This window comes from Providencia sp. PROV209, from assembly GCF_028479485.1.
Classification (GTDB): Bacteria; Pseudomonadota; Gammaproteobacteria; order Enterobacterales; family Enterobacteriaceae; genus Providencia; species Providencia alcalifaciens.
This window is the reverse complement of the sequence record NZ_JAMPNR010000020.1, coordinates 1-19,276: the sequence shown is the minus strand read 5'-3', so window position 1 is coordinate 19,276 and position 19,276 is coordinate 1. Positions and strand designations below refer to the sequence as shown.

The window sequence follows — 19,276 nt, the reverse complement described above, 5'->3', positions numbered from 1 at the left end:
AAACAGTTCATTAGCTTGTTTTATTGTCCAGTTTTTTACTGAGCATTGTTTTAATTGGCTCACAGGATCTCTCCAGTTGAAAAAGTTGTTGCCAGTTTAAATATTGCGATTATCATGTCAACTAAATGATCTAAAAAAAGTTGACGATAAAGAAAGATGGACAGTTGCGATATTGCTTTTGACACCAAACATATTTGGCACCCTTACACCTCAATGAGCCACCCTATTCCTGCCTACCCAATCGTTGCCGCAGAAGGTGCTGAGCTCATTATGGAGGATGGAAAAAGATTGATTGATGGAATGTCGTCATGGTGGTCAACACTGCATGGTTATAATCACCCAGTGTTGAATCAAGCTGTCATTGAGCAGCTTGGTAAAATGTCCCACGTGATGTTCGGTGGTATTACTCATCCACCCGCCATTGCACTATGTAAACAACTCGTCGAGATAACGCCAGAGCCATTAGAATGCGTTTTTCTTGCTGATTCAGGCTCAGTTGCTGTCGAAGTTTCCCTCAAAATGGCATTGCAATACTGGCAAGCGCGTGGAGAGAAACGTCAACGTATTCTCACACTACGCCATGGTTACCATGGCGATACCTTTGGAGCGATGGCGGTTTGTGATCCTGATAACTCCATGCACGGTTTATACAAAGGCTACTTGCCACCTCATATTTTTGTGGATGCACCACAATGTGCTTTTCATGATGAATGGAATGAGAGCGATCTTCAGCCACTCAAACAACAACTAGCTAAAAATCATCGGGATATTGCCGCGATCATCCTCGAACCTATCGTTCAAGGTGCGGGAGGTATGCGATTTTATCACCCTAATTATCTCAAAGGCGTACGCGAGCTATGTGATCATTATGGTTTGTTGCTGATCGCAGATGAAATCGCCACAGGCTTTGGTCGTACGGGAAAATTATTTGCTTGCCAACATGCGGGCATTTCACCTGACATCATGTGCTTAGGTAAAGGTTTAACGGGGGGATATATGACGCTTTCTGCGACCATCGCGACCCGCCATGTTGCAGAGACAATTAGTAACGGGGAAGCCGGCTGTTTTATGCATGGTCCAACTTTTATGGGGAACCCATTAGCGTGCGCCGTCGCCAATGCCAGTGTAAAATTATTACTTGAAAGCCCATGGCAAAAAACCGTTGAAAAAATTGAGGAACAACTAAAAACAGAATTACTACCTCTAGCCCATTATCCTTCTGTTCATGATGTAAGAGTGCTCGGAACGATTGGTGTCATTGAAATGAAACATCCCGTCAACACAGCTGAATTGCAGAAAATTTTTGTCGCAGAAGGCGTGTGGGTGCGTCCATTTGGCAAACTCATTTATGTTATGCCACCGTATATTATTAAACCCGACCAGCTGAGTAAAATTACCCAAGCAATGGAAAAGGTGCTCACGGCGTAACGAAACATGTCGCTGAGCAATCCACTCAGCGACATCGTCATCAACCGTTAACGGAAGGTGACCCACATACAGCCCGCGGACGCTTTATAGCGTGCTAGTTCCGTCAATTCCCCCGTTATCTGATCAATTTTTGATACTGAAATATGATCGGATTTTTGCCCACTCGCCACTAAGAAACAACCGGTTGGATCAATATTAAAGCCTCGCGGTTGCGCCTCTGTTGGGTAGCGTTCTACCAAGCTTAATTCTCGCCCATTATCTGAAACTTGATAGTGGCTTAAATAACTTTCTGAACGCTCACTCGCATACAAATGACGACCGTCTGGTGTGATATGAATATCTGCCGCCCAACGTTGGCTTTGATTGCCCGCAGGGTACAGTGCGACATTCTGCATTTCACGGTAACGTGTAAATTTATGATAAACGTTAATCGTTGAATCTAACTCATTAAGGCAGTAGATCACGCTCTTATTCGGGTGTAAGGCTAAATGGCGTGGACCTGCCTTCGGTGCAGTTGTAATTTGATCTGCCGTGGCTTCGGTTAAATAACCATTTTCTGCCAGATTAAATAAACGGATGTGATCTTCACCTAAACATGGCACCCAAAGTTGCTGATTATCCGCATCCATATGCGATGAATGTGGATGACGTAGCCCTTCAATCACTTGAATAGGCGCACCAGCAACCCCATCACAACCAATCGGCAACACCGCTAAGTTATGCTGATGATATGAAGGGACAAATAAAAATTTACCACTGTTATCCAGCGATAAATGCACCGGTTTACCTGGTACGCTAGTTTGTGCTTTAAAACGTAGTGTGCCTTGAGGTTCAATGTCATAAGTCACTACACTCAGATGAGGACCCACCCCAATATACAACTGCTTTTTGTCGTGACTAACCACCATTGGCTGCACTTGTCCCGGTGTACTCACAGTTTGCAGTAGTGAAAGTTCTCCAGTCTGATTCATTGCCCAAACGTGAATTTGTTGGCTTTCTGGGCTGGCAACATAAACAACCTGATCCATCCTGACTCCTTGATTGATAGTAAAAACAGCAGCATGAAATAATGGATTGACTATACCGAAAAAAAATCAAATTACCGCTAAAAACCGCCTCCGCACAGTTTAATGTATAAACACTAATCAACTTCAGTTATCATAAAGCCCTAAAATGAATCCGAAAAAATCTGATGGAGTCGTTTATGTCATACCGTGTTATTGCCCTCGATCTCGATGGAACGCTACTTGATCACCAGAAAAAAATTCTGCCTGAATCCCTAGAAGTGCTAAATGAAGCCCGTCGACAAGGGGTTAAAGTCATTATTGTGACAGGTCGTCACCATGTGGCCATTCATCCGTTTTATCAGACCCTTGACTTAGATACCCCTGCCATCTGCTGTAACGGTACCTACCTGTATGACTATTTAGGCAAAAAAGTCCTTAAATCTAACCCAATGACGGTTGACTCCGCAGCCTTACTGATTGATAAACTGCGCGGTTCCGATATCCAACACTTAATGTATGTTGATAATGCCATGCTATACCACACCAAAACTGAAGGTGTGACTCGCACATTAAATTGGGCACAATCTTTGCCCCCAAATCAACGTCCAAACCTCGAGTTTATCGAAGATTTTGCTCATGCACTGAATAATTATGAGTCTATTTGGAAATTTGCGGTCACTTCACCGGATCACCAACGCCTACATGATGTTGTTCGTGAAATTGAGTCAGAATTAGACTTGGATTGCGAATGGTCGTGGGAAGATCAAGTGGATGTGGGTCGTAAAGGTAATAGCAAAGGTCAACGCCTGAAAGAATGGGTAGAATCCCAAGGTATGAGCATGAATGATGTGGTTGCTTTCGGCGATAATTTCAATGATTTAAGTATGCTCACAACGGCGGGTCTAGGTGTTGCCATGGGCAACGCTGTTGATGAAGTCAAGCAGCAAGCGAAATTAGTGACTCGCGTGAATACCGAACCTGGTATCGCCGAAGTCATTCGCAAATATGTTTTGTAAAACGACTCAATGTAAGGCTCTGAGTTATTCTTATTGCCGCTAGGCGACAAATTCATTCATCCCTAGGCATATACTTGTGTATATGACTAGGGCAAGTGAATGAAGTCAACAATGCTACGATGTGAAGAATGACGAGCCTTTAGAAAGAGAGATTGACTTAACCTGCGCAAATACCTTACGCCCTTTACGAATCGACAACTCATCCCTTGCCCAGCGCGTGATCCTCGCCCATAAATAGTGTTCATCGCCCAGATCTAACTTCACATCCACTTGCTCTCCATCCTCTATCCACTCCACCACTTCCGCTGACAGAATATTTCTAATACTACTTATTAACGGTTTTTCAAGCACTAAAGAGACATCGGATGCATCGATACGTAATCGTAAAGCGCTATTTTTATCAACATCAACACGGGGGATCCACAGCTTCTGAGTTCCCACCATAACAGCTGTCATTTGGTAGTCAGGATGCTGGCTGTGGACTTCTACATTCAATACACTACTCAAGGTTTCTTGCTGCAACCAAGGACGTAATGCGCTACTCGCCCATACATCCTCTAGCGGACCAAATGCTTTAACTTTACCCTGCGCCATCACAATCACTTTATCCGCCAAGCGCAAAATTTCATCCAGACTATGGCTAACATACAAAATCGGGATTTTAACGTCTTGCGATAATTTTTCTAAATAAGGCAGTAATTCTCGCTTACGCGGCAAGTCGAGCGATGCTAGCGGCTCATCCATCAATAAAATTTCTGGCGCCGTTAATAATGCTCGCCCAATGGCAACTCGTTGTTTTTCTCCGCCAGAAAGCGTAATGGGGAAGCGATTAAGTAGCTTTTCAATACCCAGTAATTCAACTATGTCATCAAACTTATCTTTCATTTGCGGTGCCATACCGTAGCGCAAATTACTTTTAACCCGATAATGAGGAAATAGCCGAGCATCTTGGAAAACATACCCAATATGGCGTTTTTCGGGGGGTAAACAAATTCCCTTTTCAATATCCACCAGCGTACGTCCATTCAGAACAATACGCCCTTTGTTTGGTTTGGTTAATCCGCCAATGACGTTGATTAAGGATGTTTTACCCGCTCCAGATAAACCAAAAACGGCAGTAATACTTTCTGTTGGTAACTGGGTGTTAACTTCCATTTGTAAGTCACCCAATTTTTGAGAAAAATTCAGTTCTAACATATTAAGCTACCCCCAGACGCTTCTTGCCCCAACGGGTTAGCCATTCTGAAATTAATAACGAAATTAATGCTAAGACAATCGCAATAATACACAGGCGCGCCGCATCCGTTTCTGCTCCGGGCGTTTCTATCAAGGTGTACATCGCTAATGGGATTGTCTGAGTTTCCCCCGGAATATTAGAAACAAACGTAATTGTCGCACCAAATTCCCCGAGAGAACGAGCAAACGCTAAGACAGTACCAACAATAATCCCGGGTAATGATAGTGGGATAGTAATAGTAAAAAATACCCTTAATGGATTAGCGCCAAGGGTTCGAGCGGCTTGTTCAAGTTTTTTATCTACCGCTTCGAGCGCTAAGCGAATAGCCCGAACCATGAGGGGGAATGCCACCACGGCTGATGCTAATGCGGCTCCTCGCCAACTAAATGTAAAACTGAAGCCAAACCAGTCATACAACCATTCGCCAATAAATCCACGCTTACCCATGCTGACTAACAGTAAATAGCCCACTACCACTGGCGGTAGCACCAGTGGCAAGTGGATGATACTGTCGAGCAATGTTTTGCCCGGAAAATGGCAGCGGACTAACACCCAAGCCATTAAAATACCAAGCGGTAAGCTAAATAGCACCGCCACACTGGAAACTTTTAAACTTAGGTAAATCGCTTCCCATTCATAAGGACTTAACATCTGCAACGATATGATCTCTTAGCTATTTTTGATTTGGAGTGAAACCGTAACGTTTAAATACTTCTGAAGCCGCTGGGGTTTTTAAGTATTCATAGTAATCACGGGTCGCTTTATTATCCTGATCTTTCACAATTCCCATTGGATATTCAACAGGTTTATGAGTATCCGCAGGGAAAATTCCGACTACTTTGACTTTCTGGCTTGCTACCGCATCAGAACCATATACGATGCCTAATGGCGCTTCTTGACGCTCAACTAACGCCATGCCACTGCGTACGTTATTTGTACGTGCCAATAACGGATCAACCGTTTCCCAAGCCCCTAAATAGGTCAACGCTTCTTTTGCATAAATACCGACAGGAACGTGGTCAGGGTCACCGACAGCTAACCGACCGCCATCTAACAATTTTTTCCAATCTGTCTGTTTATTGATTTCAACTTTATCAATTTTTGAATCTTTCGGTGCGATTAACACTAATTCGTTACCTAACAAGGTGTAACGCGTGTCTTTAACCATGAGATTTTTATCAATCGCAAAATCCATCCATTGCTGATCAGCAGAGATAAACATATTTGCTGGCGCACCTTGCTCAATTTGGCGGGCCAACGTTGAAGAAGATGCGTAAGACGCCACCACTTCCACATTCGTTTCTTTCTTATATTGCTCTGAAATTTCATTCAGGGCGTTTGTCAGTGATGCAGCAGCGAAAACTGTAATTTTTTCAGCCGCGAAACTATTACCAGCCATCGTCAGCGTTAACGTGGCACCAGCGACTAGAGATATCAAACCTTTTTTCATGTTAATCCACCATTGTATTATTCAACTCGCTATATATATCAAGATACAGCGTTAACTTAAAGTTAAACCATCCATAAAAGTGTGCTAGCTCAATAATTGGTGGATTTACGCACATATAACAATAATATCGACAGGAGGATAGACAACATTAGTATTTCTATTGCCTATCCAATCATAGTGACTAAAAAATTTATTTAACAACAGACTGACATTGCCGATCGTCAATTTCGAGGGATTCTGCAATAGAGCCTTTGATGTAAAAATCTAAATAAATAGCTTTAGGTTTTGCCATCCCAAACTTATTCATAAACAAATCACAGTGCCTTGCAACCTGCTGATGTTTAATTTCGTTATTGAACTTTTGCTGGAATGCCTCTTTTGTCATGTTATCCACTTGGTATGAAATATGAATAACATTGGCTTTCTTTTCTGCCCCTGTCACACTCAGCCAATCATTTATTTTTAGGGGACTTTGTTGATTTAAAACATCCACAAAAATATCCGTGGATTTATCAACATCGGCACGCATTTCGCACAACTTTTTCCAAAACATGCCATTAAAATTATTCTCCCCTGCGATTTCCCAATTGCTACTCGTCTCTGGGTAAGGAATATCTGGCTTACCCGTCGCATATGGGTTAGCAAAGAATCCGATTGGTCGCTCCGTATATTTATTGGTTTTTCTACAATCGTAAACATGCGTCGCTCTCATCGACTTCATTTTCACACCGCGGAACTCTTCTTCTTTTTTAAATGACGTCACGATATCAATCTGAACCAGATCAGGGTTACCTTTGTAGTAATGCGAATCTGGTTTCGCCATATACAAGTTGCTTGATTTCGTTTCAAACCACTTTACATATCCTGCGGGCAGCGCTGAAGATTGGAAATCGGATTGCGTTGAAGATTTACCGATATTTTGGCAACCCACGACGGTAAGGCAGGCAAATGACAGCATCATGAATTTAACTTTCATTTGATTAACCCTGATTCACGTAGATCCTTCTGATCGACTTTTCCTTGGATAGTACAAAATAGCGTCACTTTTTTGTCGCTATTAACTTCAATAATGAAAAGCTTTTCAGCCGATTCTTCATCAGGAGCCATATTTGACGCAGGTGAGTTATTTTTGAGCCATTTATCCAATACAGAATTACGATACATTGCGTTATATACGTAAGAATCATCTGAGACTTTAACTAAATCTATTTGTGGTGATAACGCTTTAATTACGTCATTAAAAGGCTGGTTTGTTTCAAATCCCCAAAAATAATATTCTCCCGTCGGTGCATTTGGTACAACACCCTTATATTTATTGAAGTCCGTATATTCTACTGAAAATTTTTCGAGTTTTAATTTACCGTCTTGTATTGAAATTGGCTTGATAAAAGCGTTGCCATCAATCATTTTTTGTTGATAAAATTCATTAAAAATCTGATTTAACTCTTTATTTTTACTGGCTTCTTTGAAAAAACCAGCATCACAATTCGATAATGATTTTACCAGTGCGGAGGCGCTCGCCGTATTAATACCTAATATCACTATCAATTGAATAAAAATCGCCATAAATAACTTCATAAAACCATCCTTTAAATAACATTTAATCTTCAAAAAATACTTATAATATTAATATAGTATGCGTTATAAATTTAATAAGTGAGTGCATCTATACACATTGGTTATATATATCGAATTAAATGGAATAATTACAGCAGAAATACATTTATCGTTGATAATTTTTGATGGGCTTCCCATAACAGCCTGTTGGCTATTATAAAGAATCATTTTTGGAGCGTTAAAAATGACTTGCCCCCCAGCTACTCAGTAGTCAGAGGGCAATAATTAGCAAGAAAATAAATCTATAAGAGATTATTTGCTTTCTTCATGATGATGGTGATGCGGAACGTGCGCTTTAGACAATAGGTTAAAAAATGAACCTAAGCCATAGATCAGACCCATAATCAGCACCATGACAACTGGAACCATTAATAGGGCAAAGCCCAAACTTTTGATAAGTTCTAACATCGAAACCTCTTCAGTGATACTGTGCTCACCAGCATGCTGATACGCTGACGAGGAAAAAACCAATACAACGAAAATAATAACGCACAATAGCATTATATTGCATACTATTTTAGACAAATTATTATACTAGCAACATACTAAATGTGCTTTTTGTCTTTGCCGCCATAATCCTAGCTAGGGAGTTCGAATACAATGCAGGCCGAAATCTTACTTACATTGAAACTACAGGGAAATTTGTTTGCCGATCCTCGCCGAATTGCCCTATTGAAACAGATAAAAGCAACAGGTTCAATTAGCCAAGGCGCTAAACTTGCAGGGGTCAGCTATAAAAGCGCTTGGGATGCCATCAATGAGATGAACCTGCTCACCGATGACATTCTCGTAGACAGGGCCACTGGAGGCAAAGGCGGCGGTGGGACGACCCTGACGCCCTACGGAGAAAGACTGATTCAGCTCTATGATTTACTGGGACAAATTCAGCAAAAAGCGTTTGATGTACTCAAAGATGATAGCCTACCACTGGATAGCTTATTAGCCGCCATTTCTCGCTTTTCACTACAAACCAGCGCCCGTAACCAATTTTTTGGCACCTTGATTGCTCGAGATCACAATCATGTATTGCAGCATGTTCAAGTCAAACTCGCCGATCAAAAAACCGTCATCAACGCAGCACTGACTGAATCCAGCGCTAATCGTCTTGGCTTAGTTGAAGGAAAAGAAGTTCTCGCTCTCATTAAAGCCCCGTGGGTCAAATTAACGAAACAACCGAGCAAGACTCACTTTGATAACCAACTGAGCGGCGTCGTTTCAACCCTCGAAAGAGGACCAGAAAATAGCGAGATTCTCGTCACTTTATCGGGTGGTGAAACGCTTTGCTCCACCTTATCAAATCAAGAAGTTGATGCGCTAAAACTCGCAGTTAATGATCCAATAACTGCACTATTTAATGCAGATCAAGTGATTATCGCTACACTTTGTTAGATTTTTAGGGATTAACACCCCCAATACAGACCTTTTATTCGACTTTTTTAGCTTCCGTCCAGAGTGACTTATTGACTTTGCTTGTAAACCTGATTATTTGTGGTAACAGACAGGTCAATGATAAGGAAGCTAAATGAGCTCGATAACAATACAAAATGGGTGCTTTAAGCTGAGCGAGACTCAAACGCTCGATATTCCTCATCTCGAAATTCATTCGGGTGAAAGCTGGGCTTTTATTGGCGCAAATGGCAGTGGAAAATCATCGCTAGCCCGTGTGTTGTCTGGGGAGCTTCAATCTCTTTCAGGCATGATCCAAGTTGACTTTAAGTCGCCTATTCGCCTCTCTTTCGAGCAGCTTCAAAAGATTATTGCCCAAGAATGGCAACGTAATAATACCGATTTACTCAGCGAGGATGAAGACGACACAGGTTTTACCGCAGCTGAAATTATTCAACTTCATCATAAAGATAACGAACTGTGCTTAGAGCTCGCCGCTAAATTTGGTATTAGTGACTTACTGTCACGTCGATTTAAATATCTCTCGACGGGAGAAACCCGCAAAGTCTTGCTGTGCCAAACCTTAATGGGCTCACCCGATTTAGTGATCCTCGATGAACCCTTCGATGGTCTAGATATTTATTCCCGTCATAATCTTAGCGAGCTCCTGTTTGATCTTCATGAAAAAGGTCTCACATTAATATTGGTTCTCAATCGTTTTGATCAAATTCCTGATTTTGTCGAACACCTAGGTGTAGTTGCTGACTGTAAGCTCACTATGAGCGGAGATAGAGAGTCTGTGCTTGCTAATACATTAATTAGCCAGCTACAGCACAGTGAAAAAATCAAACAGCTCACGATCCCTGAGCAAGAAGACCCGACTCTTGATGATGGACTAGATCACGAAATACCACACATTATTTTGAATAATGGTGTTGTGAGCTATAACGATAAACCGATTTTACATGGCTTAAATTGGCAAGTTAACCCTGGTGAACATTGGCAGATCATTGGTGAAAATGGTGCAGGTAAATCCACATTATTGAGCCTGATCACCGGTGACCACCCTCAAGGTTATAGCAATGATTTAACCCTGTTTGGACGCCGCCGGGGTAGTGGAGAAACCATTTGGGATATTAAACGTCATATTGGCTATGTCAGTAACAGTATTCACCAAGAATATCGTGTGGCAACCAGCGTTCTCAACGTGATTATTTCTGGCTTTCATGATTCCATTGGTTTGTATCAAACCCCATCTGACCGCCAGATTCAGCTAGCGTATGAATGGTTAGCGCTACTTGGATTAGCACCACAAACGGCTCAACAACCCTTTCATAGCTTATCGTGGGGTCAGCAGCGATTAGTCCTCATTGCCCGAGCCTTAGTTAAACACCCTGCCTTGCTGATTCTTGATGAACCACTACAAGGACTCGATGGATTAAATCGACTTCTTGTGTTGCGTTTCATCGATATCATGCTCAGCAAAGGGAATACCCAGCTGTTATTTGTTTCCCATCATCAGGAAGACGCCCCATCGTGTATTACACACCGACTCAGATTTGTCCCTGAGGGTGAGAAATACCGTTACGAGATTGATAAAATTTAACGCTATGCTATATCGCTGATAAATAGAATATTCTGTTTTCAGCGATATTCAATCTAATGATTGAATATAAATATTAATAAACCAAAATTAACATATTGATTAATAAGAATTATTTTAGCCAAAATACAGAAATAACAATTTAAAATCGAAAATTAGCCAAATTTCCTTAAAATCTGCCGTTTTAATAATTTAAATATTTATATAGGTATTACTTATGGCTTGGTTAATGTTAGCCTCATCACTTGTCACACTCACCACACATCGATTTGTTTCATTGTTACTCTTGTTCATTGCCATCACCATCGCAGCATTCACTGGCATCATTCATTGGCAAGCACTGCTATTACTCGGCTTTATTACGGCTATTTGCATCATTCATTTGTACTACTCACACATTTCAATCCTAAAAATAGGCAGTGAAATCATCCTTGTTTCCTGCGCTATTGGACTATTGATTCATGCACTTTCAGGATTTAATAATCTAAAATATTTAGATAAAGCATTCGTTGGTGCACAAAGCGCATCATTTACGCTGTATTTTAACTTTGATAAAGCATTAATTCCTTTTATTTTGCTCGCTTGCTTACCCACTTTACTCGTCTCTAAACCGGTAAAAAATGCCTCTCGTTGCCAGTGGCTACTACTCATTATCGCGGTTCCTGTGCTACTCATTATCGCCACACTTGCAGGTGGTTTAGGCGTTGAATTTCATTTACCCACTTGGCTACCTGCATTTGTTATCAGTAATATACTGTTCGTTTCTTTCGCTGAAGAAGCACTATTTCGTGGATACCTACAACAACGTCTTACTCAATGGTCAGGCTCGCCTTATCTAGCATTGATACTCACGGCATTATTGTTTGGTGCTGCCCACTTTGCTGGAGGACCGTTATTAATCCTGTTTGCTACACTTGCAGGTCTGATTTATGGTCTTGCTTGGATGTGGAGCGGTAAATTATGGCTTGCTGTATCGTTTCACTTCGGGTTAAATTTAGTTCATCTGTTATTTTTTACTTATCCCATAAAAATGGTATCTGGGCAATAAACAGGCAATTTAGTCACTTTTACGCCAACGATTTTCATGTAAAAGTACCTGCACTGGTGCATTTTTTGATTTGGCTTGGTGAAAACGTAAGTTGTTACTAGCGTTCGAGTTGACTATCCCTATAATGTAACTCAGCAATAATTCATTTTTAATTTGAATGTACTGATAGGAGTTTTAGCTATGGCTGTAACTAAACTGGTTTTAGTAAGACACGGTGAGAGTGAGTGGAACAAAGAAAACCGCTTCACCGGTTGGACTGATGTAGAACTGTCAGAAAAAGGTCGCGAAGAAGCAAAAAATGCAGGTCAACTGCTGAAAAAAGAAGGTTTTGTTTTTGATTTCGCTTATACCTCTGTTCTGAAACGTGCTATTCACACCTTATGGAACATTCTGGATCAAGTTGAACAGCAATGGCTGCCAGTTGAAAAAAGTTGGAAACTAAACGAACGTCACTACGGTGCACTGCAAGGTTTAGACAAATCAGAAACCGCAGCAAAATACGGCGATGAGCAAGTGAAACTGTGGCGCCGTGGCTTTGCTATCACGCCTCCAGATCTGACAAAAGATGATGAGCGTTTCCCTGGTCACGACCCACGCTACGCAAACTTAAAACCATCTGAACTGCCAGTTACTGAAAGTTTAGCAACAACTATCGACCGTGTTGTTCCTTACTGGGAAGAAGTGATTAAACCACGCGTTGAGAAAGGCGAGAAAGTGATCATCGCTGCACATGGTAACTCACTGCGTGCACTGGTTAAATACTTGGATAACATGGGTGAAGAAGAAATTTTGAACCTGAACATCCCAACAGCAGTGCCGCTGGTTTATGAATTTGATGAAAACATGAAACCAATCAAACACTACTATTTGGGCAACCAAGATGAAATCGCAGCGAAACAAGCAGCGGTAGCTAACCAAGGTAAAGCGAAGTAATCACTTACTTCATGTAAGACCTAAAGTGGTTAAATTGAGGGTTAAGCTAATGGCTTAGCCCTTTTTTATCACTATTTTCCCCATTTTACTGACTCGATCATAAAATCTATTCGCTTGGAGTGTCGAAAACGACAATAACCGACTATCATAGGCAAAATTTACTGAAAGGTTGATAAAACAAGATAATGAATAAATTTAATCTTTATGTCTGGGTTGGGTTGATCCTCAGCGCCAGTATTTTAGGTGCGCTCCTGTATATGTTACAAACCGGAGAAATGAGCCTTGAAGGGCCCGCGGGAAGTGCAAACCCTGAATTGATGAAAACATTGATGGTCATCGCCTGTGTCAGCTTCCCACTGCAAATTGTGAGCATGATGGTACTCAACTATAAGCCGACATTTGCCATTGTCCTTGCCATTATCAGCAGTATTGCGTTAATGCCCATTACGATTGTCTTTGCGATGGGAATGATTTTTTCTGCTATTCGTTGGCGCTACCATCAACTGACCCCATTTGATACTACGATTAATGTACCTTTCGACATTAATATTCCAATGAACAAGCGCAACAATACTATCATTGTGTTTTCCATTGCTATTTTAGGTATCGTGCTGATTGTATTAAGTCAGAGCTTAGGAATGTTTTTATTTGTATTCGCCGTTTTCTTGGGTTTCTTTGGTAAAAAAGCCAGTTCTTCGACCTACCTAGCTATCAAGGATAACCATTTTTATATTCGTCCAAATATCTTTGCTTATTGTTACCGTATTCCACTCAAGGATGTGTTCTACGTAAAAAGCGAGAAAGGAAAATTATTTTTCACCGCTAAAGTGGAAGGTTCAGATATTCAGCTCTCTGCTAATCCTACAAATATGGCACCTGAAGATCAGGCAAGCATTGAAAAATTATTAAGCCGAATTCAAAAATAGCGATAAAAATCTGCCTACAAAAATAGTAGGCAGATTTCATTATTAATTAACTTGAATAGGAACCATTATTTCTTTCGAAGGGAATACATCCATACCAATGTCATGGACTGTCGCTGTATCCAATACATCGATTCCCGCCATAGAGATAGATAATTGATCAAATATATCCATTGAAATATCAAGAAAGCCTGAAACTGGAATATTATATTTCAAGACATTAATTCCATATTTATTTAAAACAGGCGCAGCCTTCTCTGCCCATACCAAATAATCAACAATAGCTTCATTAGCACTATCAATATTATAATTAATTCTCATAATCTCATGTTCACTTAAAGAATCCGATTTTAACCTCTCATTCTGTGAATTAATATACTCTCTCTGCCTTTTAATTAACTCTCCATAATTTTTAAATATCCCAACATAATCAATGCCTTTATATTCACCATGCTCTTTAACATTCTTAATAGAGCTGTTAATATTATATGCTACGGTTTCTAGCATAGACATGTTACTGTGAGTCTGCATAACTTTACTGTTTGATTCAGTTAATAATCCCTTTGATTTAGGTGACAACTTAGATAGTAAATTAAACAAGTTACGCTTATATTCAGGTGGATATACTTTTTTAGCTTCAAGCTCGTCAAATTTTTGCATTATTTGAATTGCTTGTTCACTTGCCTCTTCGTCATTATTCATAAAACTATTAATTTTAGTTAATAGATGGGAATATTCTTCATTTCTATCGACATAGTAATTACAATATTCTTCTATCGAATTGATATACTTTGTTATTTCATCCAATTCTCTTTCATCTATATTTCCAGTATTAAAATTATTTTCAACAAAAAAATTATAGTAATCTAAATTATTGTTTAAAATCATCTTATCCAAGGATGAGTATGAGAGTCTATTTTTATTATTAATCCTCTTTGCATGACCATGCCAGTTCATTAAATCAATTTCGTAATTAGCTCTGTTTAACTTATTTGAATCATTCAAATTCATAATTCAACCTCCTATTGAATTAATTAATCACAATAACTTCGAAAATTAAATTAGCCAAGAAAAAAGCAAAAAACAAATTTATTTTTCATATTGTTAATTAATTTATTTTATAAACATGAATACTTCATAAAATGGACATTAAAAAGCCCACTCAGATTTTGAGTGGGCTACAATATATGACTAGAATAATTTAGATTATTTATTTCGACGAGCAATGACTGCTTCCGATAATTGGCGTAATACTTTTTCCGTATCATCCCAGCCAATACACGCATCTGTCACGCTCTTGCCGTACACTAAAGGTTCGCCAGATTCTAAATTCTGGTTACCTTCAACTAAGTGACTTTCGATCATCACGCCCGTAATTGAGCGATCACCTTGACTGAGCTGAGTGCTCACATCCGTCGCCACTTCCATCTGTTTTTCAAATTTCTTACTGCTATTAGCATGACTAAAATCAATCATAATGCTTGGGATTAACCCTGCGTTAATTAACCCTTCTCGTACAGCTTTAACATGTTCAGCACTGTAGTTTGGCTCTTTTCCACCACGCAGAATAATATGGCAATCAGGATTCCCGCTCGTATTCACAATGGCTGAATGCCCCCACTTAGTTACAGACAGGAAGCTATGTGCTGAACGTGCTGAATTAATTGCATCAATGGCAATTTTAATTGTCCCATCCGTTCCATTTTTAAAACCTACGGGACAAGACAAGCCTGATGCTAACTCACGATGAATTTGCGACTCGGTAGTTCGGGCTCCAATTGCCCCCCAACTCATCAAATCAGCTACATATTGCGGACTGATCACATCGAGAAACTCACCTGCTGTTGGTAAACCTTGGTCATTAATCGTTAACAGCAGCTCACGTGCAATACGTAACCCTTCGTTAATATCAAAGCTATGATCCATATGAGGATCATTAATAAGCCCTTTCCAACCGACGGTGGTGCGCGGTTTTTCAAAATACACACGCATCACGATTTCTAAGGAATCTTTTAGTTCTTCACGAATTTCTTTCAAACGCTCAGCATATTCCAACGCTGCTTTTGTATCGTGGATAGAACATGGACCAATAACAACGACAAGACGATCATCTTTTCCTACTAGGATATTATGAATAGCATGACGAGCTTCATGAACGGTAAACGCCGCTTTATCGGTTGCTGGAAATTTTTCGAGCAGTGCAATAGGGGGTAATAATTCTTTTATTTGTTTTACTCTGACGTCATCGTTCTGATAGTTCATACTGGTATATCCAATGTTTATTATTTTTCCTAAGGTTGAATTACATACCCTTTTGAGTCTCAATAGCTAACAATTAACTTAAAATGCGACAGGTATCGAATTTTCAATCTAACCGTTCCCTAGCCATCTGTAAACAGCCAAAATGGCAAGATAACCATCCATTATTTAAGTTCTGATTATAAAATGGGGTGAAACATTGATATTTAGCACAATTGCTAAATGATAGATGGGTTATACAGAGTAAAAATATACAGAAACGGCTAAACAACGATAATGTTACTTTAGCCGTTTTTTGCATTTTTTCCTATCGAGCTGTATGTTCAAGCTACCTGTTCAAAAATACTTAATCGCGAGATAGTGCTCTTGAGCCATTTTGTTTTGCAGATTTGATCCACAACCGTGACCCATTTAACGCAATACCTAGCAATATTAAATATTCTAGGGACATAGCGTATACCCCTTGAATAAAGAAGATCACAACGCTAATTACGTTAATTACCACCCATAGCAACCAGTTTTCCACATATTTACGGGTCATTAAAATCATCGCAACAACCGATAATACCGTCATAGTGGAATCCCAGAATGGGAAAGCATCTGGGTCAAGAATTGGCAATGTTAAATTAGCGCCAAATAGATTTAAGAGTTCAACCGCCCACGTTGCTAAACGACCAAAGACGACATCAATATTTAGCGTAAGAAAAATGATAGCCAAAATCGAAATTACCAGTGTCGTTAACGCTTTCGGCAAGCTTAACCAACGAATTTTCAATTCAGCTTCTTGAGCGCTCGACATTCGGCTCCAAGCATACCAACCATAAATATTGGCGCCGAAGAAAAATACCTGTAAAAGTAAATTCGCGTATAACTGAATTTGGAAGAAAATGACTGCAAATAAGGTGACGTTAATCAGACCAAATAAGTAGTTAATGGTTTTTTCGAAACTTGCTAATAAAATACACAGTAAACCAGCCACTGTACCGACAGCTTCAATATACGAAAGATCATAAACAGAACCCCATAATGGGATCTGGATTAACGTATTTGCGGTGCTAAAAAACTCCATTCCTAAATCCTATTTATCATCAATAGTTAAAATAGCATTGCTCACCAATATCACAGGGTTAACTCATTTGAAATTAAACCCTAAATTTTTGTTTATTATTTTAGACTTTCTGCAAACTTTAACATTTTATCTAATGGCAAGAGCGCTTTTTCACGTAAATGCTCCTCTACATAAATTTGATTCGCACTGCCATCCCCTTCAAGGGCTTCTGTAATCGCTTGTAAGCCATTCATTGCCATCCAAGGACAATGAGCGCATGTACGACAAGTCGCGCCTTCACCGGCTGTTGGTGCGATGTACAACGACTTATCTGGGCATGCCTGCTGCATTTTGTAAAAAATCCCCTTATCCGTTGCCACTATCATCGATGGATTGGGTAAATTTTGTGCGGCTTTAATCAGTTGACTGGTCGAGCCAACAGCATCGGCTAAATCAACAATGGCTTGAGGTGATTCTGGGTGTACCAATACCGCGGCTTCTGGATACATGGCTTTCATTTTTTCCAGTGACTGAGTTTTAAACTCGTCATGAACGATACAAGCCCCCTGCCAACATAAAATATCTGCGCCAGTTTGTTGCTGGACATAACGACCTAAGTGTTTATCCGGTGCCCAAATGATCTTTTCACCAAGGCTATCTAAATGATCAATCAATTCTACCGCAATGCTAGAGGTCACAACCCAATCGGCACGCGCTTTAACCGCTGCGGAGGTATTGGCGTATACCACAACCGTCCTGTCTGGGTGCGCATCGCAAAAATGCGCAAATTCTTCATCCGGACAGCCAATATCTAGCGAGCATTGGGCCTCCAGCGTTGGCATCAAAATATTTTTTTCGGGGCTCAGGATCTTAGCGGTTTCGCCCATAAATCGAACACCAGCAACAAGGAGAGTTGAAGCATTATGTTTAGCGCCAAAGCGTGCCATTTCAAGAGAATCAGCCACGCAGCCCCCTGTTTCTTCAGCTAAAGCTTGAATTTCAGGATCGGTATAGTAATGCGCTACAATCACGGCGTTTTTTTCAACTAATAATTTCTTAATACGCTCACGATAAAACGCTTTTTGATCGGTATTCAACGGTGCTGGTTTTGGTGGAAAAGGATAAACAGCATGGTCAAAATCGATAAACTCGCTCATGTCTTGCCTCTGTTTAGCAGAAAGTTATTTTATGCCTAAAAAATTTCATAGAACCACTAATTCTGCATTTTTTGTTTTATATACTAAACAAGATACGCCAGTTTGGCTAAGATGTCTGCAAGGATTTCACCTAACGAGGGAATGATTTTACGTCCCCCCCCTTTCCACGATTTGTTTTTCGCTTTTCTCCTCATTTGTCGGTATCTTAGCGACTCCTGTTAACTCCAATAGGTCAGTTATGGAATCACCTGCAACGTTACTCAATAAAATAATTTCTATTTCATTACTCGAACCTAGAATCGACGCCGTCATACTCACGGGATCTAGAGGGAGAGAACTCAATATTGATAGCTATTCTGATATCGATATTGAACTCATTGGTCATGGTGTCACCGCACTTTTCCATGATAAAAAATGGATCAGCCTTATTGCCAATCCATTGATTGCATTACATTTAGAAAATGGTGGAGAAAATGAGCCTGAAAGCCCTACCTGCTTAGTGATTTATGAGGAAGGGCGCAAAGTCGATTTTACCTTTGCCGAGCCTTCACGATTACTCAATATGCAGCAACAAGGGTTAGATAGTACTTACTCACGCGGTTTTGTCGTGCTGTTAGACAAAACAGGCATTACCGATGCACTCTCAATACAGAACTCTAGTGCATTAAAACCAACACCATTGACTGAGCAGCAATTCACCGAATTAGTGACTGATTTTTGGTTTGAAGCTCATCAAGTCGCGATTGCGTTAACGCGTAATGAGCTATGGGTTGCTTGGTCAAGAAGTACAGATATGAAACGCTTCTTTCTCAATCTACTCGAGCGAACTGTTGCTCATAGAGTACCACCACAAGATGTTTGGTATAACGGCAAACAATATCAGCAATGGATGCCTGAACGTATAGTCCAATCAACTGAAACGCTTTTCGACTGTGGAACTACACAAAAAGCAGCATTATCTCTACATTGCTTGATGGGTCATTTTATGGAAGCGATGACTGAGGCCATTGAACTGTTTGGTTATCAAGATAATCGAGCGGTAGGTTTAAAAGTGCAAGAAATCGTTATCGGGATCTTAAAGGATAATGGGTTAATCCCTGAAAATCTGGAATAAATGATATTGAGCTGGCGAGGGAATGCTGGTTTTTTAGATGGGGTTTGAAA

General features: G+C 40.3%; 19 protein-coding genes. 8 read left to right on the top strand and 11 right to left on the bottom strand.

What is annotated here, in order from left to right; genetic code table 11:
- Positions 1–156 precede the first annotated feature (156 nt).
- Positions 157–1,428, top strand: coding sequence for an adenosylmethionine--8-amino-7-oxononanoate transaminase (gene bioA, locus PR795_RS13895; protein WP_154630516.1), 1,272 nt, complete (start codon positions 157–159; stop codon positions 1,426–1,428).
- A 47-nt stretch (positions 1,429–1,475) separates the two neighbouring features.
- Here bioA and pgl read toward each other — a convergent pair whose 3' ends face one another.
- Positions 1,476–2,456, bottom strand: a complete 981-nt coding sequence (pgl, locus tag PR795_RS13890) for a 6-phosphogluconolactonase (protein WP_006662293.1) — start codon at positions 2,454–2,456, stop codon at positions 1,476–1,478.
- 176 nt (positions 2,457–2,632) lie between these two features.
- On the opposite strand from pgl, the gene PR795_RS13885 reads away from it, so the two are divergent.
- The gene (locus PR795_RS13885; RefSeq protein ID WP_006662294.1) at positions 2,633–3,451 is read left to right on the top strand and encodes a pyridoxal phosphatase; all 819 of its coding nucleotides are present in this window, start codon (positions 2,633–2,635) and stop codon (positions 3,449–3,451) included.
- Between the two features lie 114 nt (positions 3,452–3,565).
- Here PR795_RS13885 and modC read toward each other — a convergent pair whose 3' ends face one another.
- The 6 genes from modC to PR795_RS13855 form a co-directional block, all read right to left on the bottom strand.
- Positions 3,566–4,648, bottom strand: a complete 1,083-nt coding sequence (gene modC / locus PR795_RS13880) for a molybdenum ABC transporter ATP-binding protein ModC (protein ID WP_006660190.1) — start codon at positions 4,646–4,648, stop codon at positions 3,566–3,568.
- 1 nt (position 4,649) lies between these two features.
- Positions 4,650–5,339, bottom strand: coding sequence for a molybdate ABC transporter permease subunit (gene modB, locus PR795_RS13875; RefSeq protein ID WP_006660191.1), 690 nt, complete (start codon positions 5,337–5,339; stop codon positions 4,650–4,652).
- 22 nt (positions 5,340–5,361) lie between these two features.
- A complete protein-coding gene (gene modA / locus PR795_RS13870; RefSeq protein ID WP_006660192.1) occupies positions 5,362–6,138 on the bottom strand; it encodes a molybdate ABC transporter substrate-binding protein in 777 nt (258 codons plus the stop codon).
- A gap of 190 nt (positions 6,139–6,328) precedes the next feature.
- A complete protein-coding gene (locus tag PR795_RS13865; protein WP_006660193.1) occupies positions 6,329–7,114 on the bottom strand; it encodes a surface-adhesin E family protein in 786 nt (261 codons plus the stop codon).
- Positions 7,111–7,716: a hypothetical protein gene (locus PR795_RS13860; protein WP_181480683.1), complete on the bottom strand. Its 606-nt coding sequence runs from the start codon at positions 7,714–7,716 to the stop codon at positions 7,111–7,113. Before PR795_RS13860 ends, PR795_RS13865 begins: the two co-directional genes overlap by 4 nt.
- Before the next feature lie 291 nt (positions 7,717–8,007).
- Positions 8,008–8,163: an AcrZ family multidrug efflux pump-associated protein gene (locus tag PR795_RS13855; RefSeq protein ID WP_006662296.1), complete on the bottom strand. Its 156-nt coding sequence runs from the start codon at positions 8,161–8,163 to the stop codon at positions 8,008–8,010.
- Positions 8,164–8,355: 192 nt separating this feature from the next.
- On the opposite strand from PR795_RS13855, the gene modE reads away from it, so the two are divergent.
- The 5 genes from modE (at position 8,356) to PR795_RS13830 (ending at position 13,651) form a co-directional block, all read left to right on the top strand.
- Positions 8,356–9,144: a molybdenum-dependent transcriptional regulator gene (gene modE / locus PR795_RS13850; protein WP_181480682.1), complete on the top strand. Its 789-nt coding sequence runs from the start codon at positions 8,356–8,358 to the stop codon at positions 9,142–9,144.
- Positions 9,145–9,277: 133 nt separating this feature from the next.
- The gene (modF, locus tag PR795_RS13845) at positions 9,278–10,747 is read left to right on the top strand and encodes a molybdate ABC transporter ATP-binding protein ModF (protein WP_036982875.1); all 1,470 of its coding nucleotides are present in this window, start codon (positions 9,278–9,280) and stop codon (positions 10,745–10,747) included.
- 214 nt (positions 10,748–10,961) lie between these two features.
- Positions 10,962–11,792, top strand: a complete 831-nt coding sequence (locus PR795_RS13840; RefSeq protein ID WP_181480681.1) for a CPBP family intramembrane glutamic endopeptidase — start codon at positions 10,962–10,964, stop codon at positions 11,790–11,792.
- A 180-nt stretch (positions 11,793–11,972) separates the two neighbouring features.
- The gene (gpmA, locus tag PR795_RS13835) at positions 11,973–12,725 is read left to right on the top strand and encodes a 2,3-diphosphoglycerate-dependent phosphoglycerate mutase (protein WP_006660200.1); all 753 of its coding nucleotides are present in this window, start codon (positions 11,973–11,975) and stop codon (positions 12,723–12,725) included.
- 185 nt (positions 12,726–12,910) lie between these two features.
- Positions 12,911–13,651, top strand: a complete 741-nt coding sequence (locus PR795_RS13830; protein ID WP_181480680.1) for a hypothetical protein — start codon at positions 12,911–12,913, stop codon at positions 13,649–13,651.
- A 42-nt stretch (positions 13,652–13,693) separates the two neighbouring features.
- On the opposite strand, the gene PR795_RS13825 is transcribed toward PR795_RS13830, so the two are convergent.
- From PR795_RS13825 to nadA, 4 genes are all read right to left on the bottom strand, one after another.
- A complete protein-coding gene (locus PR795_RS13825; RefSeq protein WP_181480679.1) occupies positions 13,694–14,659 on the bottom strand; it encodes a hypothetical protein in 966 nt (321 codons plus the stop codon).
- 195 nt (positions 14,660–14,854) lie between these two features.
- On the bottom strand, positions 14,855–15,910 hold the full coding sequence (gene aroG, locus PR795_RS13820) for a 3-deoxy-7-phosphoheptulonate synthase AroG (RefSeq protein WP_006660203.1): 1,056 nt from the start codon (positions 15,908–15,910) through the stop codon (positions 14,855–14,857).
- 343 nt (positions 15,911–16,253) lie between these two features.
- The gene (pnuC, locus tag PR795_RS13815; protein ID WP_006660204.1) at positions 16,254–16,976 is read right to left on the bottom strand and encodes a nicotinamide riboside transporter PnuC; all 723 of its coding nucleotides are present in this window, start codon (positions 16,974–16,976) and stop codon (positions 16,254–16,256) included.
- 95 nt (positions 16,977–17,071) lie between these two features.
- On the bottom strand, positions 17,072–18,112 hold the full coding sequence (nadA, locus tag PR795_RS13810; RefSeq protein WP_036961938.1) for a quinolinate synthase NadA: 1,041 nt from the start codon (positions 18,110–18,112) through the stop codon (positions 17,072–17,074).
- Positions 18,113–18,350: 238 nt separating this feature from the next.
- Here nadA and PR795_RS13805 point away from each other — a divergent pair, with 238 nt between their 5' ends.
- Positions 18,351–19,226, top strand: coding sequence for an aminoglycoside 6-adenylyltransferase (locus PR795_RS13805; RefSeq protein WP_154600777.1), 876 nt, complete (start codon positions 18,351–18,353; stop codon positions 19,224–19,226).
- The last annotated feature ends 50 nt before the right edge of the window (positions 19,227–19,276 follow it).